Genomic DNA, 17,072 nt, shown 5'->3' on the forward strand with positions numbered 1-17,072 from the left:
CGTCTGCGTCCTTGTTTTATTTGACGACGTGAACAGCCAGGTTCTTCACGCCGTTCCACTTCTTGGCCAGAGCTGCCTTGGGCAGCAGGGTGACCGCATGCAGACGGGAAGAAACGTGGGCACGGGCGACCTTAGCAGCCTTCTTCCAGCCCTTGGCCTCCATCTCGGCGGCAATGGTGTAGAAGTAGGTGCGTTCCTCGTCGAAGCGGGTGCCTTCAAGGGCCCGCCAGGAGGAGTCGGACGCCTTGTGGCGGCGGTACATGAAGGCCACGGCCTCGTCGTAGTAGAGGGAGCCGCCGGTCATGGCAACGTCCAGCACCAGGGCCATGTCCTGAACCACGTTCAGGCCCTCACGGAAGCCCAGACCCACGATAGTCTCAGCCCGCCAGCCCAAGGAGGGGAAGTAGAGCCAGTCGCCGCGCAGAATAGAAACGGCCAGATCTTCACCCGACAGCTCAGTGGTGCCATTCGGGCGGTAGTAGGCCTTGGTCTTCTCAACCAGGGTGTTTGACAGCGCGTTGTTCTCGTCGATCACGACGCAACCGGGCTGGAAAATCTTTGCATTGGGGTTAGCCTCAGCAGCGGCGACGAACCACTCAACGTAGTTAGGTAGCATGACGTCGTCAGCGCCCATGACGGTCACCAGGTCGTTCTCAACGAAGGTCAGGGCCTTGGTGTAGTTACCGTTAGCGCCCAGGTTCTTTTCGTTGCGCATGTAGGTAATGCGCTCATCGTTCAGAGACTCAAACCAGCCGGGGATTGAGTCGTCAGGGTAGCCGTCATCGACCACAATGAGACGCCAGTCAGGGTTGGTCTGGCCCAGCACGGAGCGCACGGCCTGCTTCATGAAATCTACGTCGCCGTAGTAGGGGAAGAGAATATCAACGGTCATGGGGTGATTACTCCTGGTTAGAGGGGGTCGATGAGGTTGAATCAGGCCGGTTTATTCCCGGCTTGGAGGAGTTCTTGTGGGTAGGGTTCCCCTGGTCAAGGATGGCCCGTAAAATAGCCACTTCTTCAGCAAGAGCCCGCGTCTCGTCTGCCGACCTAGAGACCTCCAGGGTGAGGTGCAAGCAGATAGCTATCAGCATAATAATGGAAAGAGCAAAGAGCAGGTTCACCGGGGCAACCACTCCGGTGAGAGCAGCTAGTTTCCACAGCAGGGACGGAAACAGCGCCAACACGATGATGGCAGCTGAAATCACAAGCCACAAAACGGCGTACTTCTCTTTCATCTTCTGGTTGCGCACCTGGGCGAACACCAACGCAAAGATGACGATAGAGAGCAGGAGGAAGAAAACATTAGACGACATCGGCGCTCCTTACTCTACCGGCTTGGTTTTTGCGCGGGTCATGGAAATCGCAAACGCGAAAAGGGACCGCACAAGATAGAAGGCTGACTTGAGGGGGCCTGAGGACGGGGTTCCGCCCTGCCGCTCCCGCATCTCAACGGGAACCTGAATAACCCTGCATCCAGAGCGAATCGCCATGACGGTCGCGTCAATGGTGTCGCCCAGGTATTCTGCCGGGTAAAAGTCGCAGTACTGCTGGATGCCCCGGCGGTTAGCCGCCTTAAAACCGCTGGTAACATCGGTGAACTTTTCACCAGAGATTCTCGTGAAAAGGAAAGCTAGTAGCCCCATAGCCCACTTACGGGGGCCGCGAACCTCATAGTTATCAGAGGCAGCAAACCGGGACCCGATAGCGATATCAGCCCGGCTCAACCCCTCAATGAGGGTGGGGATATACTCGGGCAGGTGCTGGCCGTCCGAGTCCATTTGCAGAGCAATGTCATACTCCATGCGGCGGGCATACTTATAACCGGTTCGCATGGCCGCACCGACTCCCATGTTGTAAGGAAGGTCAATGACGAAGGCACCGGCTGCGCGGGCTACCCGGGAGGTGGCGTCAGTAGAACCGTCGTTAATAACGACAAGGTCAGCCCAGGGAGCCTTAAGGTGCAAGTCAGCAATGGTTGCTGAGATTGCTTCCTCTTCGTTGTAGGCGGGCATGATGACGAGGACGCGGCGCCCACCGCTCGGATCGGGCAGGTTGTTCATCGAAACAGTGCTCTCCTGGTCTCTTTCGCTCCCCCACATGGTTGCACTTCAGTCTAGCAGTTAAGTCCTAACTACTACTCTTTAGAGGTTTAGTCACAGGCGGTAATACGGTAGAGGGTAGCGCCCTCGGAGCGGAAAATAACGTCGGCAACGCCCCCATTATCAATAACCTCGGGAATAGCTAGGTATTCCAGGGTTCCGTATTCGTCAGTATGGGTGCCGCTGACGTGCTCATTAACCTCGCGAGTTCCGAAGTAGATGGCGTAGTAGGCATTGTGCTTACGGATGGTCTCACAGACAGCAGGATTGGTGTCGTATTGGGCGAGATCATCGATGAGGATTTCGGTGTCGGCATCCTTGGTGTACCAGGTGTGGTAGCCGGTGACCTTCCGCCCGGAGAAGGCGTAAGCGAGGGAGGCACCAGTCCAGGGGTTGGTGATAATGGTTGCGTCCTCGGGGACGTAGTCTGCAACTGCGTTGAGGACGGCGTACTCGTCAGGGGTCAGCAGGGGCGAGAGGAGGTCAGGGCTGTAGACCTTGGAGGTGTACTCAATGAAGTTCTGTAAGCGCACATTCTGCTGGGTTGACCAGGTCACCAGTCCTAGGACTAGGGCAGTGGTAAGGGCTAGCGCGGTGAGTTCGGTGCGCTTCATCGGCAAGGTAGCCAGGGCCCTTTGCAGGTATGTAGCGAGGTAATCGACGCCCAGGACGGCCAGGGGGAAGGCAACGACGGGCAGCAGGGCGGCGACGCGGTAGGGGTCGTGGTACCAGACACCCAGGAGCCAATCGCGACCGTCGTCCCATTCCATGGAGCGACCAGCGACGTACAGATGTACTCCCAGGCCCCACATGAGGGGGAGCCACAGGAGGTTGCGGCGGGCACTGAGGACAGAGTAGACACCGATAATCGCGAGGATTGAGATGATCCAGAGGTTACCGGCCCCGATGGTGTTGTTGAGCAGGGCTTCGCCCAGGCCGGTGGTGTCAGCCTGGTAGGGCTCCCAGCCGCCGGCATCCTTGGGCGGACGCACAAGGCCCCAGAGGAAGACAATCAGCCAGATAAGAGCGGCGCTACCAGCTAACTGAACGACCAGCAGGGCAGGGCGAATCTCCCGGCGAGCGCCGCGGAGTAGCTGCCGGCCGATGATGAAGGCCACCATGGGAACGATAAAGGCCAGGGCCGACATAATGACGTTGGGGTGGGCCAGGGCCAGGGCCAGACTTACGAGAACACCCAGGACCAGGGCCGGTGCAAGGGCAATACGGCGCTTATCACCCAGATGAAAAATCTGAACGACCAGGCCCAGTAACAGCGGCATGAGGGCGATACCCAGGCTGTTGGGGTAAAGCACCCCGAAGTACACCAGTAGGACGGGGAAGGAGACATAAGCAGCCACCACGGCCCCGGTTGCCAGCAGGGCAGAGCGGCCCAGAGTAAAGGACTGACGAACAAAATAGACTGCACTGAGTGGCCACAGGATTGCTCCCACCACTAGGCTCATGGTGTTTGCGGTGACGGGAATCGTCGTACCGGATAGGTCAAAAACCAGGGAGGCAATCCCGTGCCAAGCAGCCGGGTAGAAGGCTGCTGGGCCACCACCGGAAGTCATTGTGCCGATATTCAAGGAAGACGCATTTGCTGTATCAATGATGTAACGCAAGGCGTTGAGGTGAAATACAGCATCGTAGGTCTGTGATACCCAGTGGGGGTTGCCCATAGCTACCGCTAGGTTGCGGCCCAGAATCATGGCACCCACAGCAAAGGCAGCCCAGGCCCACGCTTGGTCAGCGCTCCACCAGCGGGCAGGACGCAGTTCCCCAGCTTTCGTGCCCCCCTCAAGGGAAGCAGGGCGGAGGCGTCCTGCTAGGGCAAACCCACCTGCAACAACAGCTGCGATTAATAGGGCAAAAACTAAGGGAACCCACACCGACCAGCCCATGCCCAGCATGGGGGCAAGAATGGCGCTTACCGCAATAGCAGCGACCGATAGGGCTGGCGCAAGAGCTATCGCGTCAAAGCCCCTCTGGCGAGCTGCAAGAGCAATCGGCAGACCGGGCACAAAGAACAGGGCAAGTGCCACCACAAAAGGCACGATAGCGGGGGTCCACCATTCCACAGCGGGTTTGCTCCGTTCTTTGGGGTATTCAGGATAAGAGCCCTGCGGTAGTCATCTAGAATGCGAGGCTCTCGAACCCTCCATTCTACCGGAAACCCGCAGAAGCTCCCCATCTCGCGGTGAGCGGTAGGGGTCACCAAACATGGGAAAGAATGAACCATTCATGCACCCTCACCCCAGGCGGTGACACTGACCGCCCAAACCGGGGCGGGGTCGTCCTTTTAGACTAGAAATAAATGGTGCAGGTCACAGGCCTGCTGGACTTTCTCTACCTTCACAAGGAGTCAATGATGACCTATACAGTTGGTAATTACATTCTCGATCGCCTGGCTGAGCTGGGCGTTGACAGGGTCTTCGGTGTTCCCGGGGACTTCAATCTCTTTTTCCTCGACGACGTCTTGGCCCACGAGAAGCTGGATTGGGTGGGCAACGCCAATGAGCTCAATGCCGGCTATGCGGCGGACGGCTACGCCCGCGTCAAGGGTCTGGGCGCCCTGGTGACCACCTACGGCGTCGGTGAGCTCTCGGCCATTAACGCAACAGCCGGATCCTATGCCGAAAACGTACCTGTTATTCACATCGTAGGTGCCCCCTCCCTGGCAGCCCAGAATTCCCACCTGCGCATGCACCACACCCTGGGCGATGGCGACTTCAAGCACTTCATGCGTATGGCCTCTGAGGTCTCTATCGCCGCCGCAGCAATCCACCCGGCGACCGCCGCGTCCGACATTGACCGCGTTATCCGCACTGCCGTCGTCCACCGTAAGCCCGGCTACCTCATGCTGCCGGTCGATGTGTCCACCATGCCCACCCAGCCCCCGGCCCGCCCCCTGGACGTCAACCGCCATGTTTCTTCCCCCGATATTGAGGCTGTCTTTAAGGACGCTGCCACCGAGTTTATGCGGGGCAAGAAGGTAACGGTGCTGGCCGATATCATGGCTGAGCGCCTGGGCGCGGTTGATGAGGTGCGGGCCCTGGTGACCGAAACCAAGTTCCCCTTCGCTTCCCTCATGTGGGGCAAGGCTGTGCTGGATGAAACCGAGCCTAATTTCGCGGGTATCTATGTGGGTGGCCTCTCCGCTGAGCCTACCCGTAAGGTCGTGGAAGAAGCTGAGGTTCTGCTCTGCGTCGGTGTCGAATTTACAGATACCACTACCGGCATATACTCACATCAGATTGACTTTGGCCGGGTTATTAATGTGGCTGCAGAGAGCACCAGCATTGCCGGCCGCCACTACGCCCCGCTGACCATGGCCCGGGCCCTGGATATCCTCAAGGAGGTGGCCCTCGATCTGAAACTTGAGGGCACCACCTTTGAGGCCCCCGCTGATGAAGAGCCCCTGCCTAAGATCACCAACAAAGCCCTCACCCAGGACACCCTGTGGAAGGTACTCTCCTCCAACCTGGATGAGAAGAACACCGTGGTGGTCGATATGGGCACCTCCTTCTTCGGCATGGCAACCCGCAAGTTCCCCCGCGACTCTCGCTTTATCGGCATGCCCCTGTGGGGTTCGATTGGCTACTCTATTCCGGCCCTGCTGGGGGCCGCGATGGCCGATACCGAGTCACGCGGCGTCCTCATGGTGGGCGACGGCTCAGCCCAGCTGACCATCCAGGAGCTCGGCACCATCATCCGGGAGAAGGTCAACCCCGTGATCTTCCTGATTAACAATGACGGCTACACCATTGAGCGGTCGATCCACGGTGTTGAGGCCGAGTACAACGACATCACCGCCTACGACTGGTCTAAGATCCCGGCGGCCTTTGGCGGCACCAAGGAGAACACCGTCGTCCTGCGGGCCAAGACGGTAAGCCAGTTCAACAAGGCCTGCCAGGTAGCCAAGGAGAACCGCGACAAGCTGGTGTTCATTGAGGTAGTCACCGCCCCCATGGATATGCCTGAGCTGCTGGAGAAGTTCGGCGCCCAGGCAGCCCAGCTGAACAAGAAGAAGTAACCCTTACCCTGGTGGAAGAACCCGCTCCGTGGAGCGGGTTCTTCCCTTGAAGGACGGGGGCGCCCCGCTTTTTGTTACGTCTTTGGGCGTAACAGAGTCATAGTTCTACTCATAGGGGCAATATGTGAGATGGCGCTAGGGTTTCGGCCGGTGGGGGTTCTAGGCTAAAGACCAAGCGCAGATGCGCTGTCATCCCCAAGCAGCCGCACAAAGGAAACCAAAACATGACCACCCAGATCGATATCTCCGAGAAAACCGCTACCGAGCTATTCTGCGAGGCCTTCGGTGCCCAGGCAGCGGGCGTCGCCATTATTACCGCAGAAGGTTCCGATGGGCTACCGGGTGGCCTGACCATTTCTTCTCTCTCATCGGTTTCCGCTGAGCCCCCCATTGTCTCCTTCTCTTTCAAGGACCGCACCGGCTCTGCCGCCCGCATTATTGACGCTGATTCCTTCTTGATTCACCTCATTGGGGCTGACAACGTTGAGATTGCCAAGCTCTTTGCGGTCAGCAAGGCCGATAAGTTCGGTGATACCTCCACCTGGGATCGCCTTCCCACCGGTGAGCCCCTGCTGCACGGCATTAGCCGCGTCCTGCGCGTCAAGCCTGTTGGCACCCTGAACGCTGGCCCGGCCGTCGTCTTCACCGCTGAGGTTACCGACTTTATCCGCCACGACGCTAACGCCACCCCCACCGTTTACCACGCCCGTCGTTTCCACGGCCTGGGTGACCACTCAGCCCTGTAATACTTCAGAAGAATATGCCCACCACATCTCTATATGACGTGGTGGGCATATTTTTGTGTGGGCATTTATGCCCTGAGGGCACCCAACCTCCGCCCCGCGAGTAAGCTAAAGAATAAGAGTTTATGCCCCGCCGTCCGAAAGGTGATTCCTGTGAGCACCCCTGCCTCCCTCCCCTGGATTGAAAAGCTCATCGCTGCCCAATCCATCAGCCAGACCAGCAACAAGCCCGTCATTGACCTTCTCGCCGCCGAGTTCACCCGGTGCGGAATTACCCCGCTCTATACCTATAGCGAGGACGGCTCCCGCGCCAATCTTTTTGCCACCATCCCGGCTGCTGACGGCACGACGGACGGCGGCGTCGTCCTTTCAGGGCACACTGACGTGGTGCCGGTTGAGGGCCAGGCCTGGACTGTCACCGACCCTTTCACCCCCCTGGTGAAGGACGGCAAGCTCTACGGGCGCGGGGCCTCGGATATGAAGTCATTTATTGGCTCAGCCATGTGGCTTCTGCCCCGCATGGTGGATGCGAAGCTGGCCCGCCCCATCCATTTCGCCTGGTCATACGATGAAGAAATTGGGTGTGTAGGTGCGCCCGCCATGGTCAAAGATTTCAAGGCCCGCGGTATCAATCCCGACTTTGCGGTCATTGGTGAGCCGTCTATGATGCAGGTGATTTCTGCCCATAAGGGGGCCCACCGGGGCCGGGTGACTTTCACGGGTATTGCCAAGCACGCCTCTTTGGGCCCACACGGGGTCAATGCCCTGGTGCCTGCGGCGGAGTTTATTACTTTCTTTGAGAATCTTGCTGGGCACTGGCGTGAGAACGGCCCCTTTGATGAGGGTTTTGTTGTTGCCCATTCCACTGGCGGGGTGAATTTTGCCCGCGGTGGTATTCAGTACAACATTGTGGGTGAGCATGTGGTTCTGGAGTATGACTTCCGCACGGTTCCGCAGATGACCACCGACGAGGTCGTTGCCCAGATTGAGGCCAAGATTGCCGATGATCTTCTTCCTGCCCTGAAGGCGCGGGCGGCTGACGCCGAAGCCCTGACTGGTGCTACCCCCGGCGAGTTTGTGGACGCGGTGGGGATTGAGCATGAGCTGCTGGCGGCCGTCCCTGCCCTGGGTACGGCTGATGATGCTGCGATTATTGGCCTGGCCAATACCTGGGCAGGCCGCCCCGGTTCCACCGAAGCCCAGAAGGTGACCTACGGTACTGAGGCTGGCCAGTTTGCCCTCTACGGTGACTTGCAGGCGGTGGTGTGCGGCCCCGGTGATATCGCCCAGGCCCATACCCCCAATGAGTGGATTGAGCTGAGTCAGATTGAGGCTTGCGACCGCTTTATGGAAGAGGTCCTCATCTGGGCTTCCACTAAATAGGCGCCTAGCGGGCAAGGGCTGGTTTTCCAGGTCTTGCCCTTACCTGCCGGGTGTGGGGGTGGTGCTGGGGGCTAGCCAGACTGAGGGCAGGGGCCTAAACTGGCCTCATGAGTGTTCCACATCACTTTTTACCCTACCCTCTTGAGCCCGACCGTCCTCCCCTGCTGGCCGGTAGTCTGACGGTTCCCGTCAGCCTTGAGCGGGCGGGTGAGCCGTCCCTCCTGGTCTATCTTCAGGGAGAGGTTGAGCAGCACCCCCAGCCGCCCGGCCGGGGAAAGATTACCGTCACCTACCGACCCGACACCGTGGCGGGGGTGCAGATAAGAGCCCTCTATCGCGCCGGGCGCGGAGAGCATGCGGACGCAGGCACCTGGCAGATCACCGCCTCGTCGGCTCCCCTACTCGGTGGGGAGGGGATCCCCGTCCTCATCGAAACCAGCCCGGGCACCTTTCAGCCTGCCATTACGGGTGACGAACTCACCGAGGAGCTGGAGCTCCTCACTGGCTTTTGCCGGGGCGTCCGTGCCCTGATTGACCGGGAACTGGGCAACCAACCCTACCCGGCGACCTGGCCCCGGCTCACCCCCGGGGTGGTGGCCCGGTGTAGCAACCTGGAATATCTCACCAGGGCGACGCAGGCCTTCTCTGATACCGACCTCACTCTTGTCTTACCGCCGACCCCGCTCCGCTGGTGGGGTTATCTCCCTGCCCACGTCACCCTGGAAAATATACAAGGGCTAGCGGCCCGAGCGAGCCGAGTCTACCCCGATGAGGTAGGGCACGGTGGATACACCCACGGCTGGCCCTTCACTGAGCCCTTTCAGCCGACGACTACCCGCAGGCTGCGCGATACGTCCAGCACCTGCTGGGTGGTAGAGCTCCAGTGGCTCAACCCCTTGACCCTGTACGTCCTGGCTGACGGCGGCTGGGATTTAATGTACGGCCCCCTACGGCCTGGCCTGGGCCTCAATCTCCCCTTTACCCGGGGCAAGTACGAGGTGGCGGACGTCCGCGCCGCCTCCGCCCTAGAACCCCTGGTGCGGGCGATCCACCGGGATCTCTACGAGGAACCCGGCCTGCCGCCGGTAGCGCAGTGGCGTATCGGGCCAGATTCTCAGGCAGTACATCTGGCCCTTGCCAATGATTGGGGCGAGTTCTTCCCCCTCTGGTACGCAGACGGGAAGGGTCTGGCCAAGGATCTTGAGCTGGCCCCGGCCACCCGGCAGCTGCTGGGCAATTGGGCCAGTCTCTGGGAAGACCTGGAAATGGACCCGGAAGACCCCACCAACCCTAAAACCCGAGCCTGGCGGCAGCTGGGGGAGAGACTGCGCGATACCCTCACCAGCGAATTGGGTGTGGGCTACACCGTCAAGCTCCACCTGGTAAGCCGTAGCCAGCCCTGGAGCGACTTGCAAGACCGCGCCTAGAGCCGGGCGGTGCAAACTTTTTGGGCTGGGTGCAGAGAAAACCCTGCACCCAGCCCACAAAATCTGCGCAGCACCGGGTGGGGGCTACTCCCAGAAGGCCCGCTTCTGCACGACCGGCAGCTGACCGGTGGGCACGTAGGTGGCGGCAGCGGACGCGGCGGTTGCCGCCGTATCCTCGCTCTGGGGCAGGACCTCAGCTGACTTGGAGCGGTACATGTGCTTGTTAGCCCAGAGGCCAAACCCGAGTACAGCCAGAGCCAGTACAGCACCGACTACCTGGAAGAGTGAGAACTGGCCGTCGTAGTAGAGCTTGAAGAAGGATCCACCCATCAGGCCACCTGCGATAGGGGCGCAGACCGGCACCCAGGCGTAGTACCAGCGGGAGCTTCCCTTACCGTGAATGGGTAGCAGGGCGTGCATGAGGCGGGGGCCAAAGTCGCGGGCGGGGTTAAGGGCAAAGCCGGTCTGGCCACCCAGGCCAATCACGAGCACGGTGACCAAGAAACCAAAGGCCAGGGGCTTGAGCACGTGATTCAGGTTGAGCGCCAGCTCTGAACCCTCAAGGACGGGGGTGAAGTTCACGCCCACATAGAGGGCTGAGAAGACCAGCAGGAAGGTGCCGATGATTTCGGAGAGGGCGTTGGTGAAGTAGTTGTGAATGGCGGGCACGGTGGCGAAGACGCCGAGCTTGATTTTGCGGTCTGCGGTGGCCTTCCAGTGGGGCAGGTAGTTGAGGAAGACGAAGCCCGCGCCCACCATGGCGCCAGCGACCTGGGCAAGAATGTAGCCGGGTACCATGGCCCAGTCGAACTCCCCGTAGGCGGCCAGGCCGATAGAGACGGCGGGGTTGAGGTGGCCGCCGGAGTAGGCGTGGGAGGCGTAGACGCCGAAGGTGACGGCAAAGCCCCAGCCGAAGGCGATAGTAAAGAAGTTGTCGCCGTGGCCCTTGGAGCGGCGTAGTTCGACGGTGGCAATGACGCCGCAGCCGATGGTCACCATAATCATGGTGCCCAGGAATTCGGCCAGGTAGGGGCTGATGGTATTCACGGGTGTCTCCAGCGGGTTCGGGCTTAGCGGGGAGCACCCCTGAGCCAATTTTTGCTTTACTTGGCTTTAAGTGTGAACGAGTGGGTTTCTTCCGACAAGGCTTAGGGGTAAAAGTTCTCTTACTCTTAAGCCATTTTTAGCCCCCTCCCCCGCCGTCTGTGACCAAGCCCGCAACCGGGGAACTCACATAGCAAGACAGGGCCGGGGTGGGGCGTCCCCACCTACCCTGCCGATGCCCCCAACTTCCCCAGAGGCGGCCACCGGCACGAGCCGAAGGTCAGGCCCCCAGGGTCAGGCCCGCAGCAGCGGCCAGGCTGGTGGCCAGCAGTTGGCCCAGGGTTAGGACGAGCACCTCCCGGCAACCGGGGGCCTGGGCGGCTTCGAGCAGGGCGGTGGAAAAGGTGGTGTAGCCTCCCAGGAATCCTACTCCGATAACTAGGGTGAGATTTTCTGTAATTACAAAACTTTCCGCAGGGGGAATAGGCCCTGCAAGCCACCCCGTCAGCATCCCCAAAAGGAAGGATCCGGTCAGGTTGAGAAAAAATGTCCCTAGAGGCATAGACCCATGCCACAGGGATTTAATGAAGGAATCAATGAGATACCGGGCAACAGCCCCGGCACCCCCGGCCACAAAAACAAGCAGATAGATCATAGGGCCCCTCGACCCGCCCACAACCGACCCAGTCTCAGGCCAGCCCCAGCCAACAGATAGCCGCCCACCAGCGATACCCCGCCGTACAGCAGGGCTGAGGCCCACCGTCCGTCCTGGCCCAGCTGAACCAGCCCCAAGGCCAGGGTGGAATAGGTGGTAAAGCCACCCAAGAAGCCAGTACCAAGCAGGAGCCGAACCGCCCCCTGCCTAGACGTTGCCTCCCGCTGGGCCAAGTAGCCGGTCAGACAGCCCAGGGCCAGGGCCCCCAGCAGATTGATAGCCAGCACGGGCACAGGAAAGAAGGGGGAGGGCCAGGCTTGCAGCAGGAGGGCCCGGGCCAGGGCGCCAGCACCTCCACCCATAAAGACAAGCCACACATCAGGGAATCTCAGGGTCACAGCCCCAGGCTACCACCGGCCCCCAGAAGCACCTAGCCCACAGAAAGAGGCCCTAGCCAGCCTGGCTTAGAAGACCTGGGTCAGGGCAGCGCCGGCCACGCTGGTGAGGGTCAGGGCCAGGTAAAAGGCCAGCGGCGTGACAATGTCGGGGGTTCCGGGAGCTACGGGAAGTTCTTGGGTTTCAGTCATACGTCCAGTGTGCCTACCCCCTCTATACCCCGGGTTAACCCAGCCTAAGAAGCAGCTGTGAGCAGGGGGAGGCGCACCGTAAACTCGGTGCGACCCGGGCGGGAAACAACCCCGATACTCCCCCCGTGGGCTTCAACAATAGCCTTAGCGATGGGGAGCCCCAAGCCGGTCGTGCCATCCGAGCCGGAGCGGGCCGCGTCCGCCCGGGTGAAGCGGTCAAAAATTTTCTCCTTGAACCCTGGATCAATACCGGGGCCGTTATCACTCACCGTCACCAGGGCCTCTTTCCCGTTGGCCGCCAGGGCCAGGGAGGCTGTGACCGTCGTGCCCTCATCGGTGTGCTTGCGGGCGTTTGAGAGCAGGTTGAGGATCACCTGCTGGATTTGGCTCCGGTCCCCGCGCACCTCAACAATGTCATCAGGCAGGTCTAGCTGCCAGATGTGACTGGGGGCAGCAGCCTGGAGGTCCATCACGTTTTCAACCAGCAGCTCGGTCAAATCAACGTCGGTCATTTCAGGTTCCCGGCCTTCGTCAAGGCGGGCCAGCAGCAGAAGGTCACCCACCAGACGGGACATACGCTCGGTCTGCGAAGCTACCCGGTCTAGGGAGGTTTTTCCCTGGTCAGAGAGGGTTTCAGTCCAGCGAATCATATCCGTATAGCCCTTAATGGAGGCCAGCGGGGTGCGCAGCTCATGGGAGGCATCTGCCACAAACACCCGCATTTGCTCCTCGGTGCGGGTGCGGGCTTCGAGGGCGGATTGGACGTTGTCAAGCAGCTGATTCAGGGCATATCCAACATCCCCGACTTCGTCCCCCGGGCGGGAATCTGCGGGTCGGACGCGGCTGGCTTCAGGCAGGCTTTCCAGGGCCAGGTCCATGGTTGCAACCCCGGAGGCAACAGCGGATACACGTTCCAGGGGCTGCATGGTCCGGCGGATAATCCATGACCCAAGAACCCCGGCCAGGACCATGACGGCAAGGGAACCGGCTACGGTCACAGCGACCAGCACTGCCAGGGTTCGGTGGGTTTCACTCAAAGGGACGCCGGTGATCACGACGCCCTCGCTCATTGGGTTGTCCTGGACAACCACCAGGTAATCGCCCACCTCTAGGTCTACCTCAACGGTTCCGTCGGAGGTAGAGAGCGCCAGCAGAGTGTCCCGGTCAGCCTGGCTGAGCTCCTGGACGGCGCCTACAGAGTCCAGCAGGCCGGAGACGACGGTTTCCCCGTTGGTGGTGCAGACTCCCAGGGTTCCGGGGCCTTGGCCGGGGGCGTCGAGCATGGTGCGTCCGTCCCACAGCTGACAGCCGTTTGCTTCCATGGCGGCTTCGTGGTCTCGCGGTTTGAACATCACAGCGCGGTGGGCTGTCTCATCGAGCTGCTCGTAGGCCCGGCCCATGAGGGAATTGGAGAGGACCCAGTAGCTTGAGATACCAATAATGAGGCAGGCTACGCCCAGCATGGAGACGAGGATGGCAATGAGCTTGGTGCGGAGGCGCGGCCGACTGGCGTGGAAGGTTTTCACTGATGCTTACTGGCCTGCAGGTTTGATAACGTAACCGGCTCCGCGCACGGTGTGAATCATGGGCTCCCGGCCCGCATCAATTTTTTTACGTAGGTAGGAGATGTAGAGCTCTACAATGTTGGCCTGGCCACCGAAGTCGTAGTTCCAGACGTTATCGAGAATCTGAGATTTTGAGACAACGCGCTTAGCGTTTTCCATGAGGTAGCGCAGCAACTCGAACTGGGTGGCAGTCAGCTGGATGTCTTCGCCGCCGCGGGTGACTTCGCGGGTGTCCTGGTTGAGTACCAGGTCGCCGACTACGAGTTCAGCGTCGTTGGCTGCAGCGACACCGGAACGCTGCACCAGGCGGTGCAGGCGGATGATGACCTCTTCCATGGAGAAGGGCTTGGTGACGTAGTCGTCAGCCCCGGCTGCCAGGCCTACAATACGGTCGTCGACGGAGTCCTTGGCGGTGAGGAAGAGGCAGGGAACTTCGGGGTAGAGCTTGCGGATGCGGGTGAGCAGCTCAACGCCGTCAAAGCCGGGCATCATGATGTCTAGAACGAGGACGTCCGGGCGCCAGTCCCGGGCAATAGCCAGGGCGGAGGGGCCGTCCCCGGCTGATTTGACCTCCCAGCCAATCATTTTGAGGGCTACGCTGACGAGCTCTTCGAGCATGCGTTCATCGTCGACGACGAGGGCGCGGATGGGCGATCCGTCGGGGTGTTCGAGGGTCGGGAGGTTTTTGGCGATATCGGTTGCTGTGCTGCTCATACTTCTAAGAGTAGCTAATTGGGGTTCTTTCGGTGGCTTAGAAAGGCCTTGCTCTTGAAGTGCTCAGCAAGAACTTGTTTGATTCTCAGCTGGTTCATAGGGAGGGGGAACCCTGCGGGTTGCCACCTGATCTTTTGTATGGCTCCCACCTGGTCATATTCGCTTTATGACTGGCCGCCGTAACGCTTAAGACCAACAAGTTTATTTCTAGCCTGGTATGGGGTAAAGTTTTGCAGAGGCTGTCAATTGTTTATTTTTGAAGAAACTTTATGACGGGTTGCCTAGAGGCCTTCTAAATTTGAGTTGAATGAACCACCTCGCAACTCGTGGGACGGGCTCGCGTTGATGGTTGTGGTTCCCCTCAGCGCGAGCCTCTACATATGAAAGGGTCTTGCGTCGCTTTATGCGGCGCAAGACCCTTTTTTCTATCCTCTTTCGCCAGTTAGCGGGTGCGAGGGCGGCGGAAGACCACATCTAGGGCCAGGCCCAGGGCAGCTGCGATGAGGGTCGGCAGGCACCAGCCCAGGTCGTTAGCGTGTCCCGGCGCCCAACTTATCAGCGGGGAAATCACATTGGTCCCTACACCGTGAGAGCTCAGGGTCATCAGCAGTGCCCAGACCACTGCAACCCAGAGAGCCAGCCGGTGGGTCAGGCGCAGCCAGGGGGCCCGCAGGGCAGCCTCAATAAGGGTGAGGACGACCAGGGTAATGGCGGGCGGGTACAGGGTGGTAATGATGGGAATGGCAAAGCTCATCAGTCCTTCCAGGCCAAAGGAGGCCAGGACGAAGGCGAGGAGGGTGAAGATGATGGCCCAGGTCCGGTAGGAGATTGCCGGGATGAGTTCGGCAAAGAAGGAGCTGGTGGCCCCGATGAGTCCCACCGCGGTAGTTAGGCAGGCTAATAAGACGATCAGGCCGAACATCACAGCCCCTGCCCTACCCATGGTGAGGGAGGCCGCCTCGGTGAGGAGGGCGGCGCCGTCCTTGTACCCCTGCCCGTTCTCAAGGTGGGAGCCGATGTAGGCCAGGCCCAGGTAGACCGCCCCCAGCAGGAGACCGGCAATAACGCCAGAAGCTGCAACACCGCGCAGGAGTTCACCGCGGCCGGTTATTCCGCGGGACTGCAGGGAGGCAATCACGATAATGCCAAAGGCCAGGCCAGCCAGGGAGTCCATGGTCAGGTAGCCCTGCACGAAGCCGGTGGCAAAGGCACCGGTGGCGTAGTCTTCGACGGGGGCAGCTGCCGGGGTGCGGAGGGTGAAGTAGCTGACGGCTATCAGGGCTGCTAGCAGGAGGACGAGGGCCGGGGTCAGGTACTTGCCCAGGGTCTCGACGATGCCGGTGGGGTTCATGGCCAGCGCGAAGGAGAGACCAAAGAAGAGGGCGGCAAAGATGATAAGCGGTAGGGGGCCGGCTTCTATTCCGAAGCTGTCCAGGTAGGGTTCAACCGCCATGGCGTAGCTGACGGAGCCGGTGCGGGGCAGGGCGTAGAGGGCGCCAATGGAGAGGTAGACCAGGGGCGGGAAGAGTAAGACAAAAAGGGGGCCGCCGCGGCTTGCGAGCGCGGTGAGGTCGCGACCGGTAACAGCCAGGGCGATGACGGCCAGAATGGGCATGAGGACGCCGGTGGCCAGGAATCCTGCGATGGCGGGGCCGGTGTTGGTTCCGGCCTCGGCGCCGAGCATTGCGGGGAAGATGAGGTTGCCTGCGCCGAAGAACATGGAGAACAGCATGAGGGCTGTCATGATGACGGTGGTGAGCGGTGTGGGGTGGGCGGTGGGTGTTTTCATCGTTCCTGCTTCGTATTCAGACTGAAGAGTTTAGTTTACTCCCGTTGGCTAAAACCGAACGAGGGGCGGTTAAGAGCTGGGGGGGATCCTGCTCGGTAAACTGGTAAGGATATCTGCCGGTTGCATACCCGTTTCAGGAAGGGGGTCATGTTGCGCATTTCACGCATTTACAACAACAATGTGGCACTGGCCCGCTCGTATTCGGGTGAGGAAATGGTGGTCATTGGGCGCGGCCTGGCCTTTGGGAAGCGCAAGGGTGACATGCTCGATCCCACCCTCATTGAGCAGACTTTTGTGCCTGAGCAGGGTGCGTCTGATGAGAACCTGGCGTGGTCGCTGGCGAAAATTCCGTCCGATATTCTGGCTGTTGCCACCGAGCTTGAGGCTTTGGTGAAGGCCGAGGGGATTACTGTTGCCCATTCTTTTGTGGTGCCGGTGGCAGATCACGTGAATTTCGCGGTGGAGCGGGCTCGTAACTCTTTGGAGGTTGATTACCCGCTGGCTTTGGAGGTGCGTCAGCTCTACCCGCAGGAGGTCCGTTTTGGTGAGCGGGCCCTGCAGTTGATTCGCGAGCGCTTAGGTGTTGACCTGCCTGAGATTGAGGCTATTCCCCTGGCCATGCACCTGGTGAATTCCCAGTTTGAATCAACGGGCATGGCGGGCACCTACCGGATGACCGAGATTTTTGCTGAAATTTTTGAGGTGATTGGGGCTGGTTTCGGTGGGCCGATGGATCGGTCACTCATGAGCGCAGCCCGTTTTGTGACCCATTTGCGGTATTTGTTTGTGCGGGCGAGCGCTGCCCAGGTTGCAGACCCGGGCACGGGCGTCCCCCTTTTGCTTGAAAGCATGAAGGACGCCCACCCCAAGGCTTTTGCGGTGGCGGTGAAGGTGAAGCTGGTGCTTGAGAATCATTTGGGGCAGGCGCTGACGGATGACGAGTTGACCTATTTGACGATTCATATTGCCCGCCTGGCCCGAGACCAGTACGGGACCTCATAGCGCCTTAATAAAAAGCACCCTAATTTTTTCT

General features: G+C 60.1%; 16 protein-coding genes. 5 read left to right on the forward strand and 11 right to left on the reverse strand.

Features of this window, described 5'->3' with window-relative positions:
- Positions 1 to 16 precede the first annotated feature (16 nt).
- The 4 genes from ACMXX3_RS08145 to ACMXX3_RS08160 all read right to left on the reverse strand — a co-directional run bounded on the left by ACMXX3_RS08145 (position 17) and on the right by ACMXX3_RS08160 (position 4,177).
- Positions 17 to 892 (reverse strand): glycosyltransferase family 2 protein, encoded by an 876-nt coding sequence (locus tag ACMXX3_RS08145; RefSeq protein WP_421084236.1) that lies wholly within the window; start codon positions 890 to 892, stop codon positions 17 to 19.
- 7 nt (positions 893 to 899) lie between these two features.
- Positions 900 to 1,313, reverse strand: a complete 414-nt coding sequence (locus ACMXX3_RS08150; RefSeq protein ID WP_421084237.1) for a DUF2304 domain-containing protein — start codon at positions 1,311 to 1,313, stop codon at positions 900 to 902.
- A gap of 9 nt (positions 1,314 to 1,322) precedes the next feature.
- Positions 1,323 to 2,060, reverse strand: coding sequence for a glycosyltransferase family 2 protein (locus ACMXX3_RS08155; protein ID WP_421084238.1), 738 nt, complete (start codon positions 2,058 to 2,060; stop codon positions 1,323 to 1,325).
- Positions 2,061 to 2,149: 89 nt separating this feature from the next.
- Positions 2,150 to 4,177, reverse strand: coding sequence for a DUF6541 family protein (locus ACMXX3_RS08160; protein ID WP_421084239.1), 2,028 nt, complete (start codon positions 4,175 to 4,177; stop codon positions 2,150 to 2,152).
- A gap of 290 nt (positions 4,178 to 4,467) precedes the next feature.
- Here ACMXX3_RS08160 and ACMXX3_RS08165 point away from each other — a divergent pair, with 290 nt between their 5' ends.
- The 4 genes from ACMXX3_RS08165 (at position 4,468) to ACMXX3_RS08180 (ending at position 9,685) form a co-directional block, all read left to right on the forward strand.
- A complete protein-coding gene (locus ACMXX3_RS08165) occupies positions 4,468 to 6,132 on the forward strand; it encodes an alpha-keto acid decarboxylase family protein (protein ID WP_421084240.1) in 1,665 nt (554 codons plus the stop codon).
- 224 nt (positions 6,133 to 6,356) lie between these two features.
- A complete protein-coding gene (locus tag ACMXX3_RS08170) occupies positions 6,357 to 6,878 on the forward strand; it encodes a flavin reductase family protein (RefSeq protein ID WP_421084241.1) in 522 nt (173 codons plus the stop codon).
- A gap of 150 nt (positions 6,879 to 7,028) precedes the next feature.
- Positions 7,029 to 8,258, forward strand: coding sequence for an acetylornithine deacetylase (locus ACMXX3_RS08175; protein WP_421084242.1), 1,230 nt, complete (start codon positions 7,029 to 7,031; stop codon positions 8,256 to 8,258).
- A gap of 107 nt (positions 8,259 to 8,365) precedes the next feature.
- On the forward strand, positions 8,366 to 9,685 hold the full coding sequence (locus ACMXX3_RS08180) for a hypothetical protein (protein WP_421084243.1): 1,320 nt from the start codon (positions 8,366 to 8,368) through the stop codon (positions 9,683 to 9,685).
- An 84-nt stretch (positions 9,686 to 9,769) separates the two neighbouring features.
- Here the strand turns inward: ACMXX3_RS08180 and ACMXX3_RS08185 are convergent, their stop codons facing one another.
- The 7 genes from ACMXX3_RS08185 to brnQ all read right to left on the reverse strand — a co-directional run bounded on the left by ACMXX3_RS08185 (position 9,770) and on the right by brnQ (position 16,039).
- Positions 9,770 to 10,732 carry an MIP/aquaporin family protein gene (locus tag ACMXX3_RS08185; protein ID WP_421084244.1) on the reverse strand — a complete coding sequence of 321 codons (963 nt, stop codon included), beginning with the start codon at positions 10,730 to 10,732 and terminating at the stop codon, positions 9,770 to 9,772.
- A gap of 277 nt (positions 10,733 to 11,009) precedes the next feature.
- Positions 11,010 to 11,384 carry a fluoride efflux transporter FluC gene (locus ACMXX3_RS08190; protein WP_421084245.1) on the reverse strand — a complete coding sequence of 125 codons (375 nt, stop codon included), beginning with the start codon at positions 11,382 to 11,384 and terminating at the stop codon, positions 11,010 to 11,012.
- On the reverse strand, positions 11,381 to 11,782 hold the full coding sequence (locus ACMXX3_RS08195) for a CrcB family protein (protein WP_421084246.1): 402 nt from the start codon (positions 11,780 to 11,782) through the stop codon (positions 11,381 to 11,383). The genes ACMXX3_RS08190 and ACMXX3_RS08195 overlap by 4 nt, the downstream gene beginning before the upstream one ends.
- A 66-nt stretch (positions 11,783 to 11,848) precedes the next feature.
- Positions 11,849 to 11,971 carry a hypothetical protein gene (locus ACMXX3_RS08200; protein ID WP_421084247.1) on the reverse strand — a complete coding sequence of 41 codons (123 nt, stop codon included), beginning with the start codon at positions 11,969 to 11,971 and terminating at the stop codon, positions 11,849 to 11,851.
- A 44-nt stretch (positions 11,972 to 12,015) separates the two neighbouring features.
- A complete protein-coding gene (locus tag ACMXX3_RS08205; protein ID WP_421084248.1) occupies positions 12,016 to 13,497 on the reverse strand; it encodes a sensor histidine kinase in 1,482 nt (493 codons plus the stop codon).
- A gap of 6 nt (positions 13,498 to 13,503) precedes the next feature.
- Positions 13,504 to 14,250, reverse strand: a complete 747-nt coding sequence (locus tag ACMXX3_RS08210) for a response regulator transcription factor (protein ID WP_421084249.1) — start codon at positions 14,248 to 14,250, stop codon at positions 13,504 to 13,506.
- A gap of 442 nt (positions 14,251 to 14,692) precedes the next feature.
- Complete coding sequence (brnQ, locus tag ACMXX3_RS08215; RefSeq protein ID WP_421084250.1) at positions 14,693 to 16,039, reverse strand: branched-chain amino acid transport system II carrier protein; 1,347 nt, start codon at positions 16,037 to 16,039, stop codon at positions 14,693 to 14,695.
- 147 nt (positions 16,040 to 16,186) lie between these two features.
- On the opposite strand from brnQ, the gene ACMXX3_RS08220 reads away from it, so the two are divergent.
- A complete protein-coding gene (locus ACMXX3_RS08220) occupies positions 16,187 to 17,041 on the forward strand; it encodes a PRD domain-containing protein (RefSeq protein ID WP_421084251.1) in 855 nt (284 codons plus the stop codon).
- Positions 17,042 to 17,072: the final 31 nt, after the last annotated feature.

Origin of the sequence: Rothia nasimurium (assembly GCF_049068285.1) — a bacterium.
Classification (GTDB): Bacteria; Actinomycetota; Actinomycetes; order Actinomycetales; family Micrococcaceae; genus Rothia; species Rothia nasimurium_I.

What these genes read in the sequence shown, in the direction of transcription:
- ACMXX3_RS08180 (WP_421084243.1), top strand. Translation starts at nt 8,366, where the DNA reads ATGAGTGTTCCACATCACTTTTTACCCTACCCTCTTGAGCCCGACCGT.
- ACMXX3_RS08165 (WP_421084240.1), top strand. Translation starts at nt 4,468, where the DNA reads ATGACCTATACAGTTGGTAATTACATTCTCGATCGCCTGGCTGAGCTG.
- ACMXX3_RS08190 (WP_421084245.1), bottom strand. Translation starts at nt 11,384, where the DNA reads ATGATCTATCTGCTTGTTTTTGTGGCCGGGGGTGCCGGGGCTGTTGCC.
- ACMXX3_RS08155 (WP_421084238.1), bottom strand. Translation starts at nt 2,060, where the DNA reads ATGAACAACCTGCCCGATCCGAGCGGTGGGCGCCGCGTCCTCGTCATC.
- ACMXX3_RS08145 (WP_421084236.1), bottom strand. Translation starts at nt 892, where the DNA reads ATGACCGTTGATATTCTCTTCCCCTACTACGGCGACGTAGATTTCATG.
- ACMXX3_RS08170 (WP_421084241.1), top strand. Translation starts at nt 6,357, where the DNA reads ATGACCACCCAGATCGATATCTCCGAGAAAACCGCTACCGAGCTATTC.
- brnQ (WP_421084250.1), bottom strand. Translation starts at nt 16,039, where the DNA reads ATGAAAACACCCACCGCCCACCCCACACCGCTCACCACCGTCATCATG.
- ACMXX3_RS08220 (WP_421084251.1), top strand. Translation starts at nt 16,187, where the DNA reads ATGTTGCGCATTTCACGCATTTACAACAACAATGTGGCACTGGCCCGC.
- ACMXX3_RS08200 (WP_421084247.1), bottom strand. Translation starts at nt 11,971, where the DNA reads ATGACTGAAACCCAAGAACTTCCCGTAGCTCCCGGAACCCCCGACATT.
- ACMXX3_RS08210 (WP_421084249.1), bottom strand. Translation starts at nt 14,250, where the DNA reads ATGAGCAGCACAGCAACCGATATCGCCAAAAACCTCCCGACCCTCGAA.
- ACMXX3_RS08150 (WP_421084237.1), bottom strand. Translation starts at nt 1,313, where the DNA reads ATGTCGTCTAATGTTTTCTTCCTCCTGCTCTCTATCGTCATCTTTGCG.